Source organism: Blautia sp. aa_0143 (genome assembly GCF_004167315.1).
GTDB lineage: Bacteria > Bacillota > Clostridia > Lachnospirales > Lachnospiraceae > Blautia_A > Blautia_A fusiformis.
Genome location: NZ_RCXU01000029.1, coordinates 15,070 through 36,107, shown reverse-complemented (window position 1 = coordinate 36,107; position 21,038 = coordinate 15,070). Strand labels below are relative to the sequence as shown.

Sequence of the window (21,038 nt, the reverse complement as noted above, 5' to 3'; positions counted from 1 at the left end):
TCCCCAATATATGATCCGCATTACGCTTTCCATACAGTTATACTGTTTAACTGCAATCAAATTTATTGTAGCATAGTTCCATACCTATGAAAAGTGTTTTTTCGGCTGTTTCATGCCCTTCCTGCGCATATTGTCAGAAAATAAACTTTCTCTGCACCGGCCTCAAGAAGACACATTGCCATGGCATCTGCCGTACTTCCTGTTGTGTATACATCATCCACCACAAGTACAGAAAAACCCGGGATCCTTTCGGTTACCTGATATGCATTTTTCAGGTTCTGACGCCTCTGTATGGCATTAAGTTTTTTCTGAGATCTTGTGCTTCGTATCTTCTTTACCAGATGCCCATTCCATGGGATCCCTGTAAGAACACTGAGCCTTTCTGCCAGATATGCTGCCTGGTTAAAACCTCTCATCCTTTTTTTTCTGGGATGCAGAGGAACGGGAACGATCAGATCAGGCTTCCACCGTTCCAGATATTTTTTTCCGAAGACGCTCATTGCCTTTGCATAAAAATCCCCATATTCCCGACATCCGTAATACTTAAATCGTACCAGAGACTGTCTCCAGACCTCTCCGTACCAGAAAATACTTCTGCCCTCCGTAAAATGATGGGCACCCTTGCGGCAGTCTTCACAGTATTCCTCTTCCATTTTTACCGGTCTTCCGCATTTCATACACCTGGGACCGGATATAGGCCTGACCTTTCCGGAACACTCCGGGCAGATCAGCCGGTCTTTTTCTTTCAGTATCTGATGACACAGCGGGCATTTTTTCGGGTAAAGCATGTCCAGTAAAAAATCTGCTGTTTTTTTCAAGAAAGTCCTTTCTCCCCGATGGCGCTCTCTTTCTGTTCAGATTCATCCAGCTCCCGGATCCGTCTGTCCAGAGAGCTGTATCTCTGCTGCTGTTTTTCATTACGGATCATCTCCGCAAAAGTGGTCTCGCTGCCTACTACGGTAACACATTTTCTGGCTCTGGTCACTGCTGTATACAGAAGATTCCGATTCATCAGCATCCTTGGTCCGGAAAGGATCGGAAGGATCACTGCCGGATATTCTGAGCCCTGGGACTTATGTATGGTCACTGCATAGGCAAGTTCCAGTTCCTCAAGCTGTTTGAAGGAATATTCTGCCTGTCTGCCATCCTCAAATTCCACGGTAGCCGTTTCCGCAAATTCATTGATCTCCGTCATAATACCGGTATCTCCGTTAAACACGCCCACACCTTTATCCACAGGAATCTTGTATCGTCCAAGGATTTCCCACTCCAGCTGGTAATTGTTCTTCACCTGCATCACCTTATCCCCTTCACGGAAAAGACGCTGTCCGATCTCTTTCTCCTTTTTCTTTTCATCCGGCGGGTTCAGATATCTCTGAAGGATCTGGTTCAGCCGCTCCACACCTAAAAGTCCCTTACGCATAGGCGTGAGCACCTGGATCTCATAGGGCTTTGCATCTACATAACGCGGAAGCTTCTCCTGGATCAGCGCGATCACCACACGGATAATGATATCCGCATCATATCTTTTCAGAAAAAAGAAATCCCGGCTCTTGTTATTGATGGTCACCTGCTCGCCCCGGTTGATCTTATGGGCATTCACCACAATATCACTTTCGGATGCCTGGCGGAAAATCTTTTTCAACTCTACTACCGGAAAACAGCCGCTGCGGATAATATCCCTCAGAACATTTCCCGGGCCTACACTGGGAAGCTGATTTTCATCACCTACCAGGATCAGTCTGGTCCCTGCAGTCACTGCAAGAAGCAATGAATGCATCAGTGCGATATCTACCATGGACATCTCATCAATGATGATCACATCCGCTTCCAGCGGATTCTCCGAATTCCTGTCAAAATGAACTGCACGGCCTTCCTGCTCTTCCTCCGGCATTCCATTCAGCTCCAGAAGTCTGTGGATCGTCTGAGCCTCGTATCCGGTAGCCTCTGTCATTCGCTTGGCTGCACGGCCGGTGGGAGCTGCAAGCCGCAGCTCAGCGCCTTCCTCTTCAAAATAACGGATAATCGCATTGATCGTTGTAGTCTTTCCGGTTCCCGGCCCGCCGGTCAGAATGAACAGACCATGACTGGCAGCTGCCGCCACTGCCTGTTTCTGCATTTCATCTAACCGGGTTCCTGTCTCCTTTTCGATCCTGTTGATCCGTTTCTCCATCATCTCCTCATCTTCCGGGCAGAGGATGTTCAGCTCACAGAGCATTCTGGCTGAATTCAGCTCAAGATAATAATATCGTGTGGGATAGACAACTGCACCGTCTTCTGTTTCTTTCAGGATCAGTTTCCGGTCTACTACCATATCCATGAGATGTTTTTCCATGTAGGAGGAATCTACTCCCAAAAGTCCGGATGCCCTGGAAAAAAGTTCCTCCTTCGGGAGATAGATATGGCCTTCTCCTGAAGCCTGTAGGAGAGTATACAACATTCCGCTTCTTATCCTGTAATCTGAATCTGTATGGATCCCGATCCGGGAAGCGATCTCATCTGCGATACGGAATCCCACACCACTGATATCCTCTGCAAGGCGATACGGATTCTCCTGCAGGACTCCATATACAGTCTGCCCATATTTCTGATAGATCTTTGCGCCGAGATTCAGTGATATCCCGTATTTCTGGAGAAAGATCATAGCGCGGCGCATATCTGCTTTCTCCGTCATCTGTTCTGCGATCTCCATGGCCTTTTTTTCACTGATTCCCTTGATCTCAGCCAGCCGCTCCGGCTCTTCCTCTACAATACGCATAGTATCATCGCCGAAACGACGTACGATCCTGGCTGCCAGTGCCGCTCCGATCCCCTTGATCGCGCCGGAACCCAGGTAGCGTTCCATGGCCAATGCATCCTCCGGCATTTTTTCCACGTAGGAGGATATCTGAAACTGCTTGCCATACACCGGATGCGTTGTATAATTTCCGGAAGCTTCAATGGCAGCCCCCTGGGTAATCGCAGGAAATGTTCCCACACAGGTCAGTTCCTGTTCCTCTTCCATCCCTTTCAGTACCATGACCGTATATCCATTATCTTCATTCCGGAAGATCACATGATCTATATATCCTGTAACTGTCTCACTCATTTTCTTCTCCATCTATAAACCTCTGATAACAGCAAAAGGCACTGCAGCTGCAGCGCCTTATCTGTATGAGTTTCCTGCGGCAGTCTCTTCTCTGACCCTGTGCCGTCCGGACGCCTCATAACGGTTTACATCCTTGACATGATTTCCGCATATTTTCCTGTTCCTGCAGCCACTACAAGCATTGCATCCTGTACAGTCAGTGTGCTGACTCCTGTTTTCTGCTCGATCAATGCATCCATTCCATGCAGCATGGCACCTCCGCCTGTAAGAACGATTCCTCGATCCATGATATCTGCCGCCAGCTCCGGCGGTGTTTTTTCAAGAACACCATGTACAGTCTCCACAATCTGCCCGGTCGTTTCCCGCAAAGCGGTCCGGATCTCCTCAGAAGTCAGTGTTGCCACCTTCGGAAGTCCTGTGATGATATTTCTGCCCTTGACCTCCATCGTGCGAAGATCCGCTTCTTCACTGGCTGTTCCGATCTTGATCTTGATATTCTCCGCTGCATCCTCCCCGATAAAGAGGCTGTGCTTCTCACGTACATAATTCATGATCGCATGATCAAAATTATCTCCTGCAACCTTCACAGATGCGGAAACAACCACACCTCCTACGGATACGACCGCAACATCCGTGGTCCCTGCACCGATGTCCACGATCAGATTGCCAAATGGCTTGGTAATGTCTACACCTGCCCCGATAGCAGCAGCAATGGGCTCATCCACAAGAAAAACTTCCCTGGCCCCTGACTGATAAGCAGCTTCCTCAACTGCCTTGCGCTCGATCTCCGTGATCCCGCTCGGAACACTGATGCTGACTCTCGGTTTCCGGAACGCTCTCCGTCCCATAGCCTGTGAAATAAAATATTTCAGCATCTTTTCCATTACATTATAATCTACGATCACACCTCTTCGGATTGGCCAGATCACTTCCATATTGGAAGTCAGATGGCTTGCCATCTGTCTGGCTTCCTCACCAATTGCTCTGATCTTCTCTGTATCTTTATCATAAACAACCACAGAGGGCTCTCTTAAAACGATTCCCTTGCCTGTGGAAAATACCAGACTGTTTCTGGTTCCCAGATCGATTCCAATATCCTTTGCCGGCATAAATCCTCCCGCCTGCGTCATACACATTCATATGCTGACGCATTTCTGACTTATTCTGTTCCGGTCTGTGCCGAAACGTTCCCGCACTTCATTATATACAAAACCACAGAAATTGAAAAGAACTTTTACCGGTTATTTCTGTTCCAGATATTTTTTCACATATTTACCGGTGTAGGAAACCGGATTCTCTGCTACTTCCTCCGGAGTTCCTCTGGCAATTACCGTTCCGCCTCTGTCACCGCCTTCCGGTCCGATATCAATAATATGATCCGCCGTCTTGATCACATCCAGATTGTGCTCAATGACCACAACGGTGTTTCCTCCTTCAGACAGACGGCGCAGGATCTCGATCAGCTTGTGGACATCCGCAAAGTGCAGTCCTGTGGTAGGCTCATCCAGGATATAGATCGTCTTTCCGGTACTGCGCTTGCTGAGTTCTGTGGCAAGCTTGATACGCTGTGCTTCTCCTCCGGAAAGAGTGGTGGAGGGCTGACCCAGACGGATATAGGAAAGCCCTACATCATACAAGGTCTCGATCTTTCTCCGGATCGACGGTACATTCTCAAAAAATGTCAGTGCTTCTTCCACAGTCATATTCAATACATCATAAATGCTCTTGCCCTTATACTTCACTTCCAAAGTCTCACGATTGTAGCGTTTGCCCTTGCAGACTTCGCAAGGCACATATACATCCGGAAGAAAATGCATCTCGATCTTGATGATTCCGTCACCGCTGCAGGCCTCGCACCGTCCGCCCTTGACATTAAAACTGAAACGGCCTTTCTTGTAGCCCTTTGCCTTGGCATCTGCGGTGGCTGCAAAAAGATCACGGATCTGGTCAAAAACTCCGGTATATGTGGCAGGATTGGAACGAGGAGTTCTTCCGATCGGGGACTGGTCGATATTGATCACCTTATCCAGCTGATCGATACCCAGGATGTCATCATGTTTCCCGGGGATCACTCTGGCACGGTTCAGGTCTCTGGAAAGTCTCTTGTACAAGATTTCATTGATCAGAGAACTCTTACCGGAGCCGGAAACACCTGTGATACAGGTCATCACTCCCAGAGGAATATCTACGTCGATATGCTTCAGGTTGTTCTCTGCCGCACCCTTTATATGAAGAAATCCGGTTGGTTCCTTCCTCACTTCCGGTACCGGGATCTTCAGTCTTCCACTTAAATAAGCTCCTGTCACAGACTCCTCATTTTTCATCAGATCCTCAGCTGTCCCCATTGCGACCAGTTGTCCGCCATGTTCTCCGGCTCCGGGGCCGATATCGATGACACAGTCTGCCGCACGCATGGTATCTTCATCATGCTCCACCACGATCAGACTGTTGCCAAGATCACGGAGACGCATCAGTGCCCCCAGAAGCTTGTCATTATCTCTCTGGTGAAGCCCGATACTCGGCTCATCCAGGATATATGCAACCCCCACAAGCCCGGATCCGATCTGTGTGGCAAGACGGATCCTCTGAGCCTCTCCGCCGGAAAGGGTTCCGGTAGCTCTTCCAAGTGAAAGATACTCCAGGCCAACCTCTGCCAGAAATCCAACCCTGGCGCGGATTTCCTTCAGGATCTGCCTTCCAATAAGCTCCTGCTGCTTTGAAAGCTTCAGATCACGGAGAAAGCCCTGCAGCTTCTGTACCGGCATATTGGTCACTTCATAAATATTCTTATCCGCCACGGTCACTGCCAGTGACTCCTTCTTCAGCCTCTGTCCCTTACATGTGGTGCACGGAGTAATCCGCATAAAGCTCTCGTATTCCTGCTTCATGGCCTCGGAACCGGTTTCACGGTATCTCTGCTCCACATTGCGGATCAGTCCCGGGAACGCCACATCGTAAACGCCCTCTCCCCGCTGTCCTTTATAATAAACCTTCACAGAATGACCGCCGGTACCATGGATGAGGATATCCTGGACCTTCTTCGGATACTCGCAGAAAGGTGTATCCAGAGAAAATGCATATTCCCTTGCCAGGGCATCCAGGATTGCTCTGGAAAAGCTTCCCTGCGTGGTACAGGACTGCCATCCGAGAACAGCGATAGCCCCTTCATTGATACTCCGTTTCTTATCCGGGATCATCAGATCGATATCAAATTCCATCTTATATCCAAGACCCAGACACTGCGGGCAGGCACCAAATGGATTATTAAAGGAAAAGCTCCTGGGTTCGATCTCATCAATGCTGATGCCGCAATCCGGACAGGAAAAACTCTGACTGAAATTCAGAAGCTTCCCGTCCATAGTGTCTACTACCAGCAGACCATCCGCCAGATCCAGCACGGTTTCAATGGAATCGGAAAGACGCTTCTCTATTCCCGGTTTCACAATAAGTCGATCCACAACGATCTCAATGTTATGTTTGATATTCTTATCCAGCTTGATCTCCTCAGAAAGCTCATAGAGATTTCCGTCGATCTGCACTCTCACATATCCACTTCTTCTGGCCTGATCCAGAAGTTTAACATGGGTTCCCTTGCGGCCCCGCACTACCGGTGCAAGAAGCTGGATCTTCTGGCGTTCCGGAAGCGTCATGATCTGATCCACCATCTGATCTACCGTCTGTTTGCGAATTTCCCTTCCACATTTGGGACAGTGCGGGATTCCCACACGGGCATACAGAAGTCGGAAATAATCGTAGATCTCCGTTACCGTACCCACTGTAGAACGGGGATTCCGGTTCGTTGACTTCTGATCAATGGAAATTGCCGGCGGAAGGCCCTCGATACTCTCCACATCCGGTTTCTCCATCTGTCCCAGGAACTGCCTCGCATAGGAAGAAAGTGACTCCATATAACGTCTCTGTCCCTCTGCATAAATGGTATCAAATGCAAGAGATGACTTACCGGAGCCACTGAGTCCGGTAAGTACCACAAACTGGTCTCTGGGAATATCGACGCTAAGATTCTTAAGATTATTCTCATTGGCTCCGCGTATCCTGATAAAACGCTTCTTATCGTTTGCTTCTGCTGACATGAAAGCCTCCTACTCTGTCCGGTCATAAAAAATACTCCGGTATTCTTCTCAACAGCAGAATCTACCTCTTTTATTCCGCTGTAAAACTTCTGATTTTTTATCAGTATACTGCCAGAACATCCGTTCGTCAAGGTGAAAAAATCGACAAATTTTTCTACAGCAGAAAATCCGCCATCACTCCATTGCTCACATGGATTCCCTTTCTCGAAAGATATATCCTGTCTCCTTTTTGTTCCAGCATTCCGATCTCCAGATGTTTTTTCAGGACCTCTCCGTAAACGTTTTCCATATTTTTTCCGAAATATTCCGCAAACGCTTCCATTGAAACGCCCTCTGTCATCCGAAGCCCCAGAAACATAAACTCAGCCATCTCATCTGCCTCTGTAAGGCTTTCCATATTCTGGCGGATCTTATCCGGAAACGCACTGTTTCCAATATATTCCTTCATATCCGCAGTATTGGAAAAACGCATATGATCCAGAAGTGAAGACGCCCCAAGTCCCAGTCCCAGATAATCGATCCTCTGCCAGTATCCCTTATTATGACGGCATTCCCGTCCGCCTTTCGCATAATTGGAGATCTCGTACTGATGAAACCCATATTCCTCCAGGATCCCTGCCGTATTCTCATACATACGGTACTCCGTATCCTCATCCGGCAATTTCAGCTTTCTCTCCCCGAAAGGAGTGCCTTCCTCAATGATCAGACTGTAGGCGGAAATATGTTCCGGCGAAAGCCCTGCCACCGTGCGGAGATTTTTTTCCCAGTCTGCATAGGTCTGTTCCGGAATGGCACTCATCAGATCGATATTGATGTTGGAAAAGCCTGCATCCCTTGCCATAAAAAAGCTCTCCTGAAACTCTTCCCACGTATGGATCCTTCCAAGGATCTTTAATTCCCGATTCTGCGGGGACTGAAGTCCCAGACTCAGTCGGTTGATCCCGTGTTCCAGATATATTTGAAGTTTTTCTTTATATAAAGTCCCCGGATTTGCTTCGATGGTGATCTCAGCATCCGGGGCCACAAAAAACTTATTTCTGATCTGATCCAGCATCTCTCCAACAAGAGACGGATCCGGCACGGAAGGTGTTCCTCCGCCGATAAAAACTGTGGTGATCTCCCTTTCCGAAAAATCCGGAACAGCGGCGATCTCCCTTTCCAGAGCCTGGAAATATTCACGCTGCCTCTCTTTTCCGGCAGGTCCGGAAAGGAAATCACAGTAATCACATTTTTTCACACAAAACGGAACATGGATATAGAGCTCCAGCGGTTTTTTCGCCTCATTCTCCATCCATGGCTCCTTCCTCTCCACCACTACCTGATGTATCATTATCCTCATCGGAGCTTGTATCTTCACCGGCACTATCCGCATTATCCGTGCTTCCGTCTGAAACAGCCGGTGTCGGTGTCACGCCATCGATCCCCAATGCCTCACTGCCGTTTTCTGCCAGGTACTCATTGACCATTGTCAGATTTCCATTGCTCGTCACTGCATCCGGATCTACGGTTTTCGGATCAGGAGTGGCAGTTGGTTCCGGCGCTGTACTGATTTTGATCACACTTTCCTCTTCTGCATTTTTCTTCTTTGAACCACATCCGGTAAGCAGAGCTCCTGTTATAGCCAGAAGTCCTGCTGCCAGAAACAGTTTTTTTATATTTTTTTTCAAAAAGTCATCTCCTATTTATCATCCAGCTTCAGGACACTCATAAATGCCTTCTGCGGGATCTCCACGTTACCTACCTGACGCATACGTTTCTTACCTTCCTTCTGTTTTTCCAGAAGCTTCTTCTTACGGGAAATATCTCCACCGTAACACTTGGCAAGTACGTCTTTACGCATGGCTCTTACCGTCTCTCTGGCAATGACCTTGCTTCCGATAGCTGCCTGGATCGGGATCTCAAAGAGCTGTCTCGGGATCTCGTCTTTCAGCTTCTCACACATCTTTCTTCCACGCTCGTAAGCAGTATCTGCATGCACGATAAAGGAAAGAGCATCCACTTCTTCTTTATTCACAAGGATATCCAGCTTCACAAGCTCACTTCTCTCATATCCGTCCAGTTCGTAATCCAGGGATGCATAACCTCTGGAACGTGATTTCAGTGCATCAAAGAAATCATAAATGATCTCGTTCAGCGGCAGTCTGTATTTCAGGAGTGCACGGGTTTCTTCCATATATTCCATGCCTTCATACTGACCACGTCTCTCCTGGCAGAGATCCATGATCGCACCAATGAACTCTGTGGTTACCATGATCTCCGCCTTCACCATAGGCTCTTCCATGTATTCGATCTCTGAAGGATCCGGAAGGTTGGTGGGATTGGTCAGCTCGATGATCTCACCATTGGTTTTATAGACCTTATAGATAACACTCGGTGCTGTAGTTACAAGATCCAGGTTATACTCTCTCTCCAGACGCTCCTGGATGATCTCCAGATGAAGAAGTCCCAGGAAGCCGCAGCGGAAACCAAATCCAAGGGCGACCGATGTCTCCGGTTCATAATAAAGGGAAGCATCGTTGAGCTGAAGCTTCTCCAGCGCGTCACGGAGATCGCCGTACTTGGCACCATCTGCCGGATAAAGGCCACAATAAACCATAGGGTTTACCTTCTTATATCCCGGAAGTGCCTCTGCACAGGGGTTGTCCGCATCCGTTACCGTATCACCCACGCGGGTATCACGGACATTCTTGATGCTGGCTGTGATATATCCGACCATACCTGCTGTCAGCTCGTCACACGGGATAAACTGACCCGCTCCAAAATATCCAACCTCCACAACCTCCGTGGTGAATCCGGTCGCCATCATATGGATCCTCGTGCCCTTTTTCACACGTCCGTCCTTCACTCTGCAAAATACGATAACACCCTTATAAGGGTCATAAACAGAGTCGAAGATCAGAGCCTTCAGAGGTGCATCCACATCCCCCGCCGGCGCCGGGACCTTATTGACGATCTGCTCCAGGACCTGGTCTACATTCAGTCCTGTTTTTGCGGAAATCTGCGGTGCATCCTGCGCTTCAATTCCGATCACATCCTCGATCTCATTGATAACACGCTCCGGATCCGCACTTGGAAGGTCGATCTTGTTGATCACCGGAACCACATCCAGATCATGGTCCAGTGCCATATATACATTGGCAAGTGTCTGAGCTTCGATTCCCTGTGCTGCATCCACAACAAGGATCGCTCCGTCACAGGCAGCAAGGCTTCGGGAAACTTCATAGTTAAAATCCACATGTCCCGGGGTATCGATCAGGTTAAAAATATACTCATTTCCGTCCTTGGCTTTGTATACAATACGAACCGCCTGGGATTTGATGGTGATCCCTCGTTCTCTCTCAAGGTCCATGTTATCCAGAACCTGGGCCTGCATTTCCCTCTCGGTAAGAAGTCCCGTCATCTCGATGATACGGTCCGCAAGTGTTGACTTGCCATGGTCGATATGTGCAATGATACAAAAATTCCGAATTTTACTCTGGTCTATCATTCAGGAAGTCCTCCTTAAATTTCTCTCGTATAAAGCGTTCAGAACGCATATTTTTCCATACTGCTCTTTATCATATCATATTTCAGCCTTCTTTGTCACTGCCTTTCAGAACTCTGTTTAAGATATCTGCAAATGGTTCCATGGCATTTCGGACTTCCTCTACGGTATTTGTCTGTGCTCCGGCCTCCAGAAGCAGGGCCCGTGGCTTAAGATGCAGATTATAGCGAAGACCTGCCAGATAGATCCCCCGGTAAAGATCGGGGTAATACTGTGCCGCCTGATATTCCAGCTGAAAGGAAAATGCCAGATTCTCTTCTATGTAAGGATTGGGCAGATAACTCACTGCCCCCTGACTGACTGTATAGCTTAATCCATTATAAAAAAGCAGCTGAGCAGTAGGTTTTCCATTCACCTGCGTTACCAGATGACGCTCATCCGGCACACCATCTCTGTGAAGATCGATCACAACTTCAATGGTGGGATTTTCTTCCAGCACTTTTTCTATGGATGCCCTGGCATAATCATAAGCCTTGCTCCTGTCCAGTGTTCCTCCCATCATATCAAAGGCATCTGTTATATGAATGACCTGGTATCCATATGTTTTTTCCAGAAGTTCAGTAAGATGATCTCCCACTCCTACGATGGTGTCCTCAGTCTGTCCTTCTCTTGAATCTGCAAAAGCCTCCTGGGAATGGGTATGATAGATCAGGATCTGGGGTACCGATGAATCCTTTTTAACGGACAGATCCTCCTTCAGAAAACGGGGCGCACTGATCTGCTGCGCATTCGTTTCCGTATTGGAATCCAATATAAAAAACTGATTCATCACATAGTCAAAATCTGCCAGTTTCGCCTGAGACAAGTCAATCTGCGGATGTGGCAGTGCCACAGTCTCCTGTTCCTTCGCAGTATTTTCACCGGATCGGTTCTCCTCTGACGGAGGAGTCTCCGGTTCTGTGTCCCCCGGCTCCGTAGCTTCCTGTTCTGAACCTCCCGGCTCTGTAATTTCTGGCTCAGCAACTTCCTGTTCTGTATTTCCCTTAACAGTCTCCTTTTCATTTTTTTTGCCGGCAGAGGATTTTTTCCCTGCCATTTCTGCCTCTTCCGCTTCTTTCTTTTGAATTTCTTTTTTCTTTTGAAGCTCTTCTTTCTTCTGAAGGGCTTCTTTCTTTTCCACTTCTTCCGCCTCGGCCATCAGCAGCGTCTCCTGCTCTTTTCGGTTCTCTGCTTCCACTTCTTCACCCAGATGCTCTGCGTTTTTTTTCTGCAAAAGCATCTCTGTTTCCCGGTCTCTGCCATTTTCCTTCTGCAGAGCTTTCTTTTCCAGAAAGCAATACAGCGGCAGCTGTCTGTAGATCTCACCATGCCTGAAAAAATCTCCCGGAAGGACAGCCACCACACCCAGGAAGATCAGGCTCAAAACCACGCAGAAAGCCCTCTGGATATTCGTCACCAACGATCACCTCTTATGGTATTTTATGACCTGTCCTCTTCGATTAGACTATCGGAAAAAGCCAGATTCAGTCCCTCGGAAATGGTAAAGCTTAAATATCGTACCGTTTCATCCACATCCTTTGGTGTTACAAACATGGTGTAAAGCTTCGGTGAGATCATTTCTTCCAGAAACTCCTTCTGCTCATCCTCCTCCAGTGCCTCCAGAAGCTCTGCCATGGAATCATGGACAATAGTAGCCGCATCCACCACAGTCGGAACACCGATCCCGATCACACGGACCGAAAGATTTTCTTCATTCAGGCCTTCCCTGTGATTCCCCACGCCGGAGCCCGGACTAATCCCGGTATCCGTGATCTGGATCGTCCGGTTAAGTCTTGTCGTACTTCTGGCCGCCAGCGCATCTACGGCGATCACCAAATCCGGCTTTGTCTCAGAAACAACACCCCGAACAATTTCCAGAGTTTCCATTCCGGTCTGTGCCATCACACCCGGAACGATCCCGCTGATCTGATGCATTTTCATATGTTCATTGCTCTTCAGCCCATATTCCCGGATCACATGCCTTGTCATATGAAGATTGGAAACTGCACGGGGGCCAAGGGAATCCGCAGTAATCTCCTGATTTCCAAGGCCTACCACCAGGATCGACTGCTGCCGTCCGAGATCGATCAGCTCCCTCAAATGATGTGCCACCTCTTCCGAGATCTCCCTGTGATAATCCTCATCCGGAACGGAAAGATCCGGTGCCTCAATGGTAATATAGGTCCCCTGTGGTTTTCCCATGGTCCTGGCTCCGTTTTCCGTTGTGATCCGCACTACGGTAGTCCGAACATCCTTTTCCTCATCGTATCTTTCCCTGATCTTTACTCCACGTACTTCTACGTTTTCCGCCTGAAAGCGTTCCGTTGCTTCCAGCGCCAGGTCTGTTCTGATTCTGCTCCTTCCAGCCATACTCTCATCCTCTTTTTCTGTAAGATTGCAAAGACTTTTTCGCTGCTGCCTGCAGCTTTTCCGGTGTTTTCCCTTTTATTATTTCCCCTTTTTCCCATAAATATGTATCATTTCCCCTTTTCCACACAGCATCTGGTATTTTTTGCATATTTTTTTGGAATTTTTGCGAAAAACATCTTGACATTCCTGTGCACGTATAATAATATATATAAGCATGTTTCATAGGAGCGCCCGTGTCTGTTCCTGTGAATGTAATTTAATATTATATTTTTAAGGAATCGGAGGTGTACGAATTGGCTAACATTAAATCCGCAAAGAAGAGAATCTTAGTTAACAGCACTAAGGCTGCAAGAAACAAAGCAATCCGTTCTGCAGTTAAGACTTCCATCAAGAAAGTTGAGACAGCAGTTGAGAATAAGGATAAGGCAGCTGCAGAGGTTGCTCTTAAGGACGCAATCTCCACAATCAGCAAAGCTACATCCAAGGGCGTTTATCACAAAAATAACTGCGCCAGAAAGATTTCCCGTCTTTCCAAAGCTGTCAACAGCATTGCGTAATAGACCACGGAATATTTTAGTTATAAGCTTATAAGTAAAAGGAAAGACAGTCGAACCGTCAGCGACTGTCTTTTTTGTATATAGATTTCTGTTTTGTATATAGATTTCTGCATTGACCAAAAGGAGTTTTTTATGATATCCCATCCCTTTCCCTACCGCATTATCCGCAGCAGCCGGAAAACCCTGGCGATCCAGGTCAGCGTTTCCGGTCAGGTGACTGTCCGTGCTCCGCACACAATGCCAGATTCCACCATCCAGCGTTTTCTCTCCCAGAAAGAAAGCTGGATCCTGAAGCACCTCTCCCACTCTGCCTCCAGGCCGGCACAGCCCCAAGCTGAAAACCCGCCTCTTTCGGAATTCCGCCGCAGTTATTATATGGAATCCGCCAGAAAAATATTCAAAAGAAAAACCGCAGCCTACGCCAGAAAAATGGGCGTAACCTACGGCCGTATCACGATCCGGGAACAAAAAACCCGCTGGGGAAGCTGCACCAGCGAAGGAAACCTGAACTTCAACTGGCGGCTGATCTTCGCCCCGGAAAAAGTCCTGGATTATGTTGTGGTACACGAACTTTCCCACAGAAAAGAAATGAATCATTCCCCTGCCTTTTATGCAGTGGTGGCATCTGTGATGCCGGAGTATAAAGCCTGCGAAAAATGGCTCAGGGACAACGGAGCGACCCTGTGGCAGAACCCGTCTCCGTAAAACTCAGGCTCTCACTGCTCTCGCCGAGCTGTACTTCACGATCAGAAGCTCCACGCTGAGCACATCTCCAAGTGTACCTGTCTTTACCGCCTCTTCCGCATCCACAAAATCCCGCACAGCATTCTCCAGCTCTTCCACAGTGTAGGATCTGGCACAGGATGCCAGGTTCCGCACAACAAAAGAGGGTACTCCCAGTTTGGAAGCGATCTCGGTTTGAGAAAGACCCTCCTGTGACATTTTCTTGGTCAGGCAGATCTGACGAAACTGTTTCGCCAAAAGAAACAATATCCGCATCGGCGGTTCCCGAAGAGTCAGAAGGTCATAGTACAGATCCAGGGCCCGCTTCTGGTTCTTCTCCGTCACCGCACGCACCATATCAAAGATCTTATTGGTTGTCTGCGTGGTACAGACAGCCTGGATGTCTGCAGCCGTCACAACATCTCTTCCGACCGTATAGGAGATCAGCTTTTCCAGCTCCATCCTTATATTTCCCATATCTGTTCCCGTCATGGTCAGCAGAAGCTCCACATCTCTCTGGGTGATCCTGCGGCCATTTTTTCCAAGGATCCCTGCTGCCCACCGCATAAGAGTCTTTTCATCCTGCTGTTTAAATTCCCCGATGCTGCCGCAGGCTTTTACCGCCTTGTACATACGGCTTCTTTTATCTACTTCAGACTCGCAAAACACCAGATACAGATAATCAGGCAGAGCTTTCATATAATCTGCCAGTTCCTCGCATTTGTTCTTAAAGAATCCCGTATCCTCAAGAAGGACTACTCTTCGCTCTGCAAAAAAGGGCATGGTATCACAAAGACTCAAAAGCTCCCGGACATCGATCCCCTTCCCCTCATATCTGGTAAAATTCATGGTATCATCGTCCGGGTTCAGAGCCTTCACCAGATTTCTTTTATATTGTTGTTTCAGATAGGCTTCCTCACCGTAAAGGAGATATGCCTGCTTAAATTTTCCTGTTTTAATATCTTCCTGAATATTCTTCAATCTCTGTACCCCTGTCTGATTTTCTCTGTAATCCAGTTTATACGACAACTGCCGGAAATGCAACACCCAAGCAAAAATTTGACTTTCCACCGGATTCATGCTACTGTAAACAGGTACATATTCCGGCAGATCCGTTCTGTCAGCGAAATATGTGGAAGGGAGTGTTCCATTATGGAAAAAAGAAGAAACAGCAGAACAAGCAACCTGAAGAGCGCAACCACCAAGGCCAAAGCTACCGTGAAATCAACTGTAGAAAAGATTGAAAAAACACCTGCAGCTGAAAAAACCGTTAAAGCAGTCAAAAAGGCAACAGAGACTGTAGCAGCCAAGGCACCAGAAGTAGTAGAAGAAGTTAAGAACACTGTAAAAAATCATAAGATCAGCGGCATCACACTTGAAATTTTTGAGACATCCATCACAGTTGCCGACCTTGAGGCAGCTGTTAAGAAAGATGCAGAAGCAAAGGGCCTGAAAGGCAAAGAGCTCCACATCTATGTAAATGCAGAAGAAAGAGCAGCTTACTACACTGCTGACGGAGAGGGTTCCGACGATTACAGGATCGATCTGACCACTCTGTAAGCTCCGGCGGATCTGTTCCACGATCACTTACTATGCCGGTCTGTCTGTGACATTCCGGAAACGCAAAAAAGCCATGCACAGGACATTTTCATCCGGTCCCGCTGCATGACTTTTCTTTTTTATCTTTTACTGGATCTTTTTGATCCAGTCTCTGGAGCAGCCTACTGCAGCTCTCCAGCCTTTTACCATGGCATTTCGCTTCTCGTCATCGATCTCCGTGCGGAAAATACGTTCCACATCACGACTTTCCAGTACTGCCTCCTTGCTTTCCCAGAATCCCACAGCAAGACCTGCCAGATATGCGGCACCAAGAGCAGTTGTCTCAATACATTCCGGACGTTCTACAGCCACATTACTGATATTGGCCTGAATCTGCAGGAGAAGGTTGTTTGCACTTGCTCCGCCGTCTACACGAAGAACTGCAAGGTCACTTCCTGCATCTTCCTTCATAACCTCCAGCACATCATTGACCTGATATGCAAGTGATTCCAAAGTCGCACGCACAATATGATACTTATTTACACCACGGGTCAGCCCCACGATCGTGCCGCGGGCATACTGATCCCAGTAGGGAGCTCCAAGTCCCGTAAACGCAGGCACGACGTAGCAGCCGTTTGCATCCGGTACCTTTCCCGCAAAATACTCGGTATCCGATGCGGAATCCACCAGATGAAGCTCATCACGAAGCCACTGGATCGCAGCACCAGCCACAAATACGGATCCCTCCAGAACATAAGTGATCTCTCCGTTAAGTCCCCATCCGATGGTTGTAACCAGCCCGTTATTGGAAAATACCGGTTTATCTCCTGCATTCATCAGAAGAAAGCCACCGGTTCCGTATGTATTCTTGGTTTCACCTTTCTCAAAGCAGGCCTGTCCGAACAGCGCCGCCTGCTGGTCCCCGGCAGCACCGGCTACCGGGATCCTTCCACCGAAAAAGGATGGATCTGTCTCACCATAAATCTCACTGGACTCTTTTACCTGCGGGAGCATGCATTTCGGAATATCAAGCTCCTCCAGGATCTCATCATCCCACTCCAGTGTATTGATATTGAACATCATCGTTCTGGATGCATTGGAATAATCTGTTACATGAACAGCTCCCTTGGTCAGCTTCCAGATCAGCCAGGTCTCCACGGTACCAAACAGAAGCTCTCCCTTCTCTGCTCTTTCGCGGGCACCCTCCACATTATCCAGGATCCATTTTACCTTGGTGGCAGAAAAATACGCATCAATAACAAGTCCTGTTTTCTGACGGAATTTTTCTTCCAGTCCCTTTGCTTTCAGACTGTCGCAGTATTCTGAAGTTCTTCTGCACTGCCATACGATGGCATGATAAACCGGCTGTCCCGTATTCTTATCCCAGACAATAGTGGTCTCTCTCTGATTGGTGATACCGATCGCTGCAATATCCTCTGCCGTTGCCTCAATCTGGTTCATAGCCTCTCTGGCAACAGAAAGCTGTGTGGACCAGATCTCACCTGCATCATGCTCTACCCATCCCGGTTTCGGAAAATGCTGGATAAACTCCTTCTGCGCCACACTGCGGATCCTTCCGCTTTCATCAAAAAGAATACAGCGATTACTGGTCGTTCCGGAATCCAGCGCCATAACATATTTTGCCATATAAAAATCCTCCAATACATTTCTTGGCTGCGGCTCAATGCCTCTGCAGCCTCATAATTTCCATACCTTCTGATTTGTAGTGGAAACCGCTGCTGCCCCCGCACCCAGGGCTCCCATCACATCCTCCTTATCGGAGATCAAACCGCCTGCGATCACAGGCACCTTGCTTGTTTTACATATCTGTTTAAGAATCTTCGGCATCAGCCCCGGCAGAACCTCTACCACATCCGGCAGCTGCTCATGCTGATTTCCCAGATTCTCAATATTCTTGATCGCCATGGAATCAATAAGGAAAAACCGCAGAACTGTATACATTCCAAGCTTCTTCGCCCTGTTGATCATGGATGCTTTTGTTGAAATGATCCCATCTGCATGGATATTTTTACAAATATAATCCACAGAAACCTCTTTTGAGCTTAAACCTGTGATCAGGTCTATATGTGCCATCGCGATCTTCCCCGCCTGGTGGATCCGCTCCACAATTCCCCCAATAGAACGGATATCTCCATACAGGATAAAGATCACGGTAAGCTCCTCCCTGCCCAAACAGTTCTGAAGCCCCTGCTCATCCTTTACAGCCGCTATGATCGGGTTCGCCTCGATCGCGTCCAGAAATTCTTTGTTCATCTTCTCTCTTCCTCCGCAATGTTCACACAATATCATTTTATCTCCGCGCATTATTTGAAGATATTATTCTTATTGTATCAGTTTATTGCTTCAAAGACCAGACGCATTTGCCAAATATATCTGTTTTATTTCCGGCTGTATTACAATTCTCAGACAATCTTGTTCTCTGGCAAAAGAAGGGAAGCCCCTATGGACTTCCCTTCTACAGATACATTATTTCTCAAACGGGAATTTAAACTGTGTAAGTCCGAATTCATCGCGAAGTCCGATAAACTCTTTCTGAACTGCCTCTGTCACCGGAACTCCCTTATCCTTACGATACATCCATACATCATATTCCTTCTCGCCTGCTGTGTAGATACGCTCCTGTCCAGGAGCCTTCTCGGAGCCTCTCAGGTCTCTCAGGATATCACCGCATGTTTTCTTGAATGCCTCTGCACCCATAAATGCCTCTGTGTCGATAGCAATAAAGAAATGTCCAAGATGATATGGACGGATCTTTCCTTCCTCATCCTTACCATCCAGAGCTTTCAGGAAGAGACCGGACTGAAGAGCAGCGGAAAGGATCTCAACAACAGTAGAGTATCCGTATCCCTTATATCCTCCGGTTGTCTCACCAAATCCACCGAGAGGAGCAAGTGCTGCCTGCTGGCTTCTGATCTTCTTAAGGATCTCTGCACTATCTGTAAGCTCCTCTCCTTCTCTGGAAATAACAAGACCCTTAGGAGTATCATGGTTGATACGTGCGTAGTATTCGATCTTGCCATTCTGGATAACAGATGTTGCACAGTCCAGTGTAAACGGGAACGGCTCATCTGTAGGCATACTAAATGTCAGTGGGTTGGTTCCAAGCATATTCTCAACACCAAATGTCGGTGCAACGGATGGTCTTGCGTTGGTACCGCTGATACCGATCATATTCTCTTTTGCTGCGAGACCTGTCCAATATCCTGCGATTCCATAATGGGAAGAGTTACGGACTGCAACCATACCCATGCCGTATTTATGTGCTTTTTCAATACACATGTCCATAGCCTTCTTGCTGGCTACCATTCCCATACCATCGTTAGCATCAAGAACTGCAGTTGTCGGTGTCTCTTTAAGAATATCGATCTTTGTTACAGGATTTAAGATTCCGGATTTGATACGGTCGATATAGATCGGTTTAAAGCGGTTGCAGCCATGGCTCTCGATTCCACGTCTGTCACTTTCCAGAAGTACATCAGCGCAAAGTCTTGCATCCTCCGTCGGAACTCCCATTTTCTCAAATACTGCAGTCATAAAATCATCTGCAAGCTGCCAGGAAATAAAAGGTCTTGTTTCTTTCTCCATTGTAAAAATCCTCCATATACATTATTATAGTTTTTTTATTTTGCTTATATAGATCTGCAGCAGGACCCCCTCCTGCCGGAGATTTCAAATTTAGCCTGCCTCCTGTATGTACCTTACAGAAAGCGCCTTTACATCGCAGTTTCAATCCTCGTCTGCCACTGCTCTTCCTCTGTCCGGATAATTGGTGATGATGGAGTTTACTCCCCATTTCTTCATCCTTCTCATATCCTCTTCCTCGTTTACAGTCCAGACATTCACCCCGATCCCGTTCTGGGAACAGCTGCGTACATGTTCTTCCTTCAGGTATTCCAGATTCGGATGATAATACTGCACATCACAGGTTCTTGCATAAACCCCTGCATTATCCACGTATTTCTCTACCAGAAAGCCCCCTGCAATAGTCTCATCACTCTGTCTGCACAATACAATGGATGCGTTATTGAAAGAGGAAAGGATGATCCGATCCTCCAGACCATATTCGCAGATCATATCAATGACCTTCTCTTCCATACCACCATAATAATAAACACTGTTCTTCAGCTCGATGTTTGTAATCAGATCTTCCTCCTCTGCCATCCACTCCAAATACTCTCTCAGAGTCGGAATCTGAAGCCTGCCGAATTTTCCGGCAAACTTATCCGGATAACTGCAATCCAGTTTACACAGCTCAGCATATGTAAGATCATAGATATACCCGTTTCCATCTGTGGTACGATCAACCTTCTCATCGTGCATGATCACCGGAACCAGATCCTTGGTCAGCTGCACATCAAGCTCGATCCCCTCGCAACCAGCCTCCACTGCCTTCTGAAACGCCAGCATTGTATTCTCCGGATATTCTCCGCTGAAACCACGATGTCCAAATACTTTCATTCTAATCATCCTCCATTCAATGCATTACATCGTTGTGAGCATTTTTGCCAATTCATATTTCTGATTATATCATAGCTTTTATTTATTTTCAACATTTTTTATCGACTTTTGTGCATTTTTTTGTTATTTTTTAATTAATTATTCTTTTAAGTGCTAATATCTTTTGTGCATTTTGTACATTTTATTTCATGGCAAACAAAGCGATAAAAAAGCCTTTTCAGGTTTATTTTATTCGCTTTGTCTGCCGGAGGGCTGACATATTATAAGCATACAGATTGCCATATATCCTTTGCAGATCACTGTATGATCTGCTTCACATTTCCTGTAGCCACGATATCCACGCCTGTGCCTGCTACATTCTCCAGGATCACGTCCCCGATCTGAACCGGCGCTTCCACACATACATCCCGCAGCGTTTCCACACAGTCAAAAATCTTTCCTTTCGGAATATCCTGTGCTGTCTTTACTGACACCACCGGCATGCTTCCATTCTTCACACGCACGGTCGTTGTCACGATCCTGGTCGGATCTGTCACTTCCTTCACTGCATATTCCGCACCTTTTTTACAGGTATTTCCTGTGACGGAAATGATCTCTTTTCCATCCATTTCCACCAGAAGGGCGCATCCCATAGGACATCCGATACAAGTAAGATTTCTTTTTTCCAT

Annotated in this window: 19 protein-coding genes; 3 read left to right on the top strand and 16 right to left on the bottom strand. The window is 47.4% G+C overall.

Going from position 1 to position 21,038, the window contains the following annotated elements; genetic code table 11:
* Positions 1-110 precede the first annotated feature (110 nt).
* The 10 genes from EAI83_RS13910 to EAI83_RS13865 all read right to left on the bottom strand — a co-directional run bounded on the left by EAI83_RS13910 (position 111) and on the right by EAI83_RS13865 (position 13,295).
* Positions 111-818 (bottom strand): ComF family protein, encoded by a 708-nt coding sequence (locus EAI83_RS13910; protein ID WP_243113512.1) that lies wholly within the window; start codon positions 816-818, stop codon positions 111-113.
* Positions 815-3,088 carry an SF1B family DNA helicase RecD2 gene (recD2, locus tag EAI83_RS13905; RefSeq protein WP_129975798.1) on the bottom strand — a complete coding sequence of 758 codons (2,274 nt, stop codon included), beginning with the start codon at positions 3,086-3,088 and terminating at the stop codon, positions 815-817. The genes EAI83_RS13910 and recD2 overlap by 4 nt, the downstream gene beginning before the upstream one ends.
* A 125-nt stretch (positions 3,089-3,213) precedes the next feature.
* Complete coding sequence (locus tag EAI83_RS13900) at positions 3,214-4,197, bottom strand: rod shape-determining protein (RefSeq protein ID WP_044961702.1); 984 nt, start codon at positions 4,195-4,197, stop codon at positions 3,214-3,216.
* Positions 4,198-4,329: 132 nt separating this feature from the next.
* Complete coding sequence (uvrA, locus tag EAI83_RS13895; RefSeq protein ID WP_129975784.1) at positions 4,330-7,179, bottom strand: excinuclease ABC subunit UvrA; 2,850 nt, start codon at positions 7,177-7,179, stop codon at positions 4,330-4,332.
* Between the two features lie 154 nt (positions 7,180-7,333).
* Positions 7,334-8,470, bottom strand: a complete 1,137-nt coding sequence (gene hemW, locus EAI83_RS13890) for a radical SAM family heme chaperone HemW (protein WP_129975782.1) — start codon at positions 8,468-8,470, stop codon at positions 7,334-7,336.
* Positions 8,460-8,846 (bottom strand): hypothetical protein, encoded by a 387-nt coding sequence (locus EAI83_RS13885; protein ID WP_129975780.1) that lies wholly within the window; start codon positions 8,844-8,846, stop codon positions 8,460-8,462. The genes hemW and EAI83_RS13885 overlap by 11 nt, the downstream gene beginning before the upstream one ends.
* Before the next feature lie 11 nt (positions 8,847-8,857).
* Positions 8,858-10,666, bottom strand: coding sequence for a translation elongation factor 4 (lepA, locus tag EAI83_RS13880; RefSeq protein WP_021651884.1), 1,809 nt, complete (start codon positions 10,664-10,666; stop codon positions 8,858-8,860).
* A gap of 82 nt (positions 10,667-10,748) precedes the next feature.
* Positions 10,749-12,119 carry a stage II sporulation protein P gene (locus tag EAI83_RS13875; protein WP_243113513.1) on the bottom strand — a complete coding sequence of 457 codons (1,371 nt, stop codon included), beginning with the start codon at positions 12,117-12,119 and terminating at the stop codon, positions 10,749-10,751.
* Between the two features lie 23 nt (positions 12,120-12,142).
* The gene (gpr, locus tag EAI83_RS13870) at positions 12,143-13,072 is read right to left on the bottom strand and encodes a GPR endopeptidase (protein WP_129975778.1); all 930 of its coding nucleotides are present in this window, start codon (positions 13,070-13,072) and stop codon (positions 12,143-12,145) included.
* Between the two features lie 4 nt (positions 13,073-13,076).
* The gene (locus EAI83_RS13865) at positions 13,077-13,295 is read right to left on the bottom strand and encodes a hypothetical protein (RefSeq protein ID WP_015527439.1); all 219 of its coding nucleotides are present in this window, start codon (positions 13,293-13,295) and stop codon (positions 13,077-13,079) included.
* 70 nt (positions 13,296-13,365) lie between these two features.
* On the opposite strand from EAI83_RS13865, the gene rpsT reads away from it, so the two are divergent.
* Together rpsT and EAI83_RS13855 are read left to right on the top strand one after the other, a co-directional pair.
* Complete coding sequence (gene rpsT / locus EAI83_RS13860) at positions 13,366-13,629, top strand: 30S ribosomal protein S20 (protein WP_022426951.1); 264 nt, start codon at positions 13,366-13,368, stop codon at positions 13,627-13,629.
* A 132-nt stretch (positions 13,630-13,761) separates the two neighbouring features.
* Positions 13,762-14,334 carry a M48 family metallopeptidase gene (locus EAI83_RS13855; RefSeq protein ID WP_022426950.1) on the top strand — a complete coding sequence of 191 codons (573 nt, stop codon included), beginning with the start codon at positions 13,762-13,764 and terminating at the stop codon, positions 14,332-14,334.
* A gap of 3 nt (positions 14,335-14,337) precedes the next feature.
* Here the strand turns inward: EAI83_RS13855 and holA are convergent, their stop codons facing one another.
* Positions 14,338-15,333 carry a DNA polymerase III subunit delta gene (holA, locus tag EAI83_RS13850; protein WP_022426949.1) on the bottom strand — a complete coding sequence of 332 codons (996 nt, stop codon included), beginning with the start codon at positions 15,331-15,333 and terminating at the stop codon, positions 14,338-14,340.
* 171 nt (positions 15,334-15,504) lie between these two features.
* Here holA and EAI83_RS13845 point away from each other — a divergent pair, with 171 nt between their 5' ends.
* Positions 15,505-15,912: a DUF6465 family protein gene (locus EAI83_RS13845; protein WP_015527442.1), complete on the top strand. Its 408-nt coding sequence runs from the start codon at positions 15,505-15,507 to the stop codon at positions 15,910-15,912.
* Positions 15,913-16,038: 126 nt separating this feature from the next.
* On the opposite strand, the gene glpK is transcribed toward EAI83_RS13845, so the two are convergent.
* The 5 genes from glpK to EAI83_RS13820 form a co-directional block, all read right to left on the bottom strand.
* Positions 16,039-17,538: a glycerol kinase GlpK gene (gene glpK / locus EAI83_RS13840; RefSeq protein ID WP_022426947.1), complete on the bottom strand. Its 1,500-nt coding sequence runs from the start codon at positions 17,536-17,538 to the stop codon at positions 16,039-16,041.
* Positions 17,539-17,589: 51 nt separating this feature from the next.
* Positions 17,590-18,165 (bottom strand): glycerol-3-phosphate responsive antiterminator, encoded by a 576-nt coding sequence (locus tag EAI83_RS13835; protein ID WP_114002061.1) that lies wholly within the window; start codon positions 18,163-18,165, stop codon positions 17,590-17,592.
* 213 nt (positions 18,166-18,378) lie between these two features.
* Positions 18,379-19,497: an Ldh family oxidoreductase gene (locus EAI83_RS13830; protein ID WP_015527445.1), complete on the bottom strand. Its 1,119-nt coding sequence runs from the start codon at positions 19,495-19,497 to the stop codon at positions 18,379-18,381.
* Positions 19,498-19,638: 141 nt separating this feature from the next.
* A complete protein-coding gene (locus tag EAI83_RS13825) occupies positions 19,639-20,370 on the bottom strand; it encodes a glycerophosphodiester phosphodiesterase (RefSeq protein ID WP_021976755.1) in 732 nt (243 codons plus the stop codon).
* 296 nt (positions 20,371-20,666) lie between these two features.
* Positions 20,667-21,038, bottom strand: a complete 372-nt coding sequence (locus EAI83_RS13820) for a DUF1667 domain-containing protein (protein ID WP_044961717.1) — start codon at positions 21,036-21,038, stop codon at positions 20,667-20,669.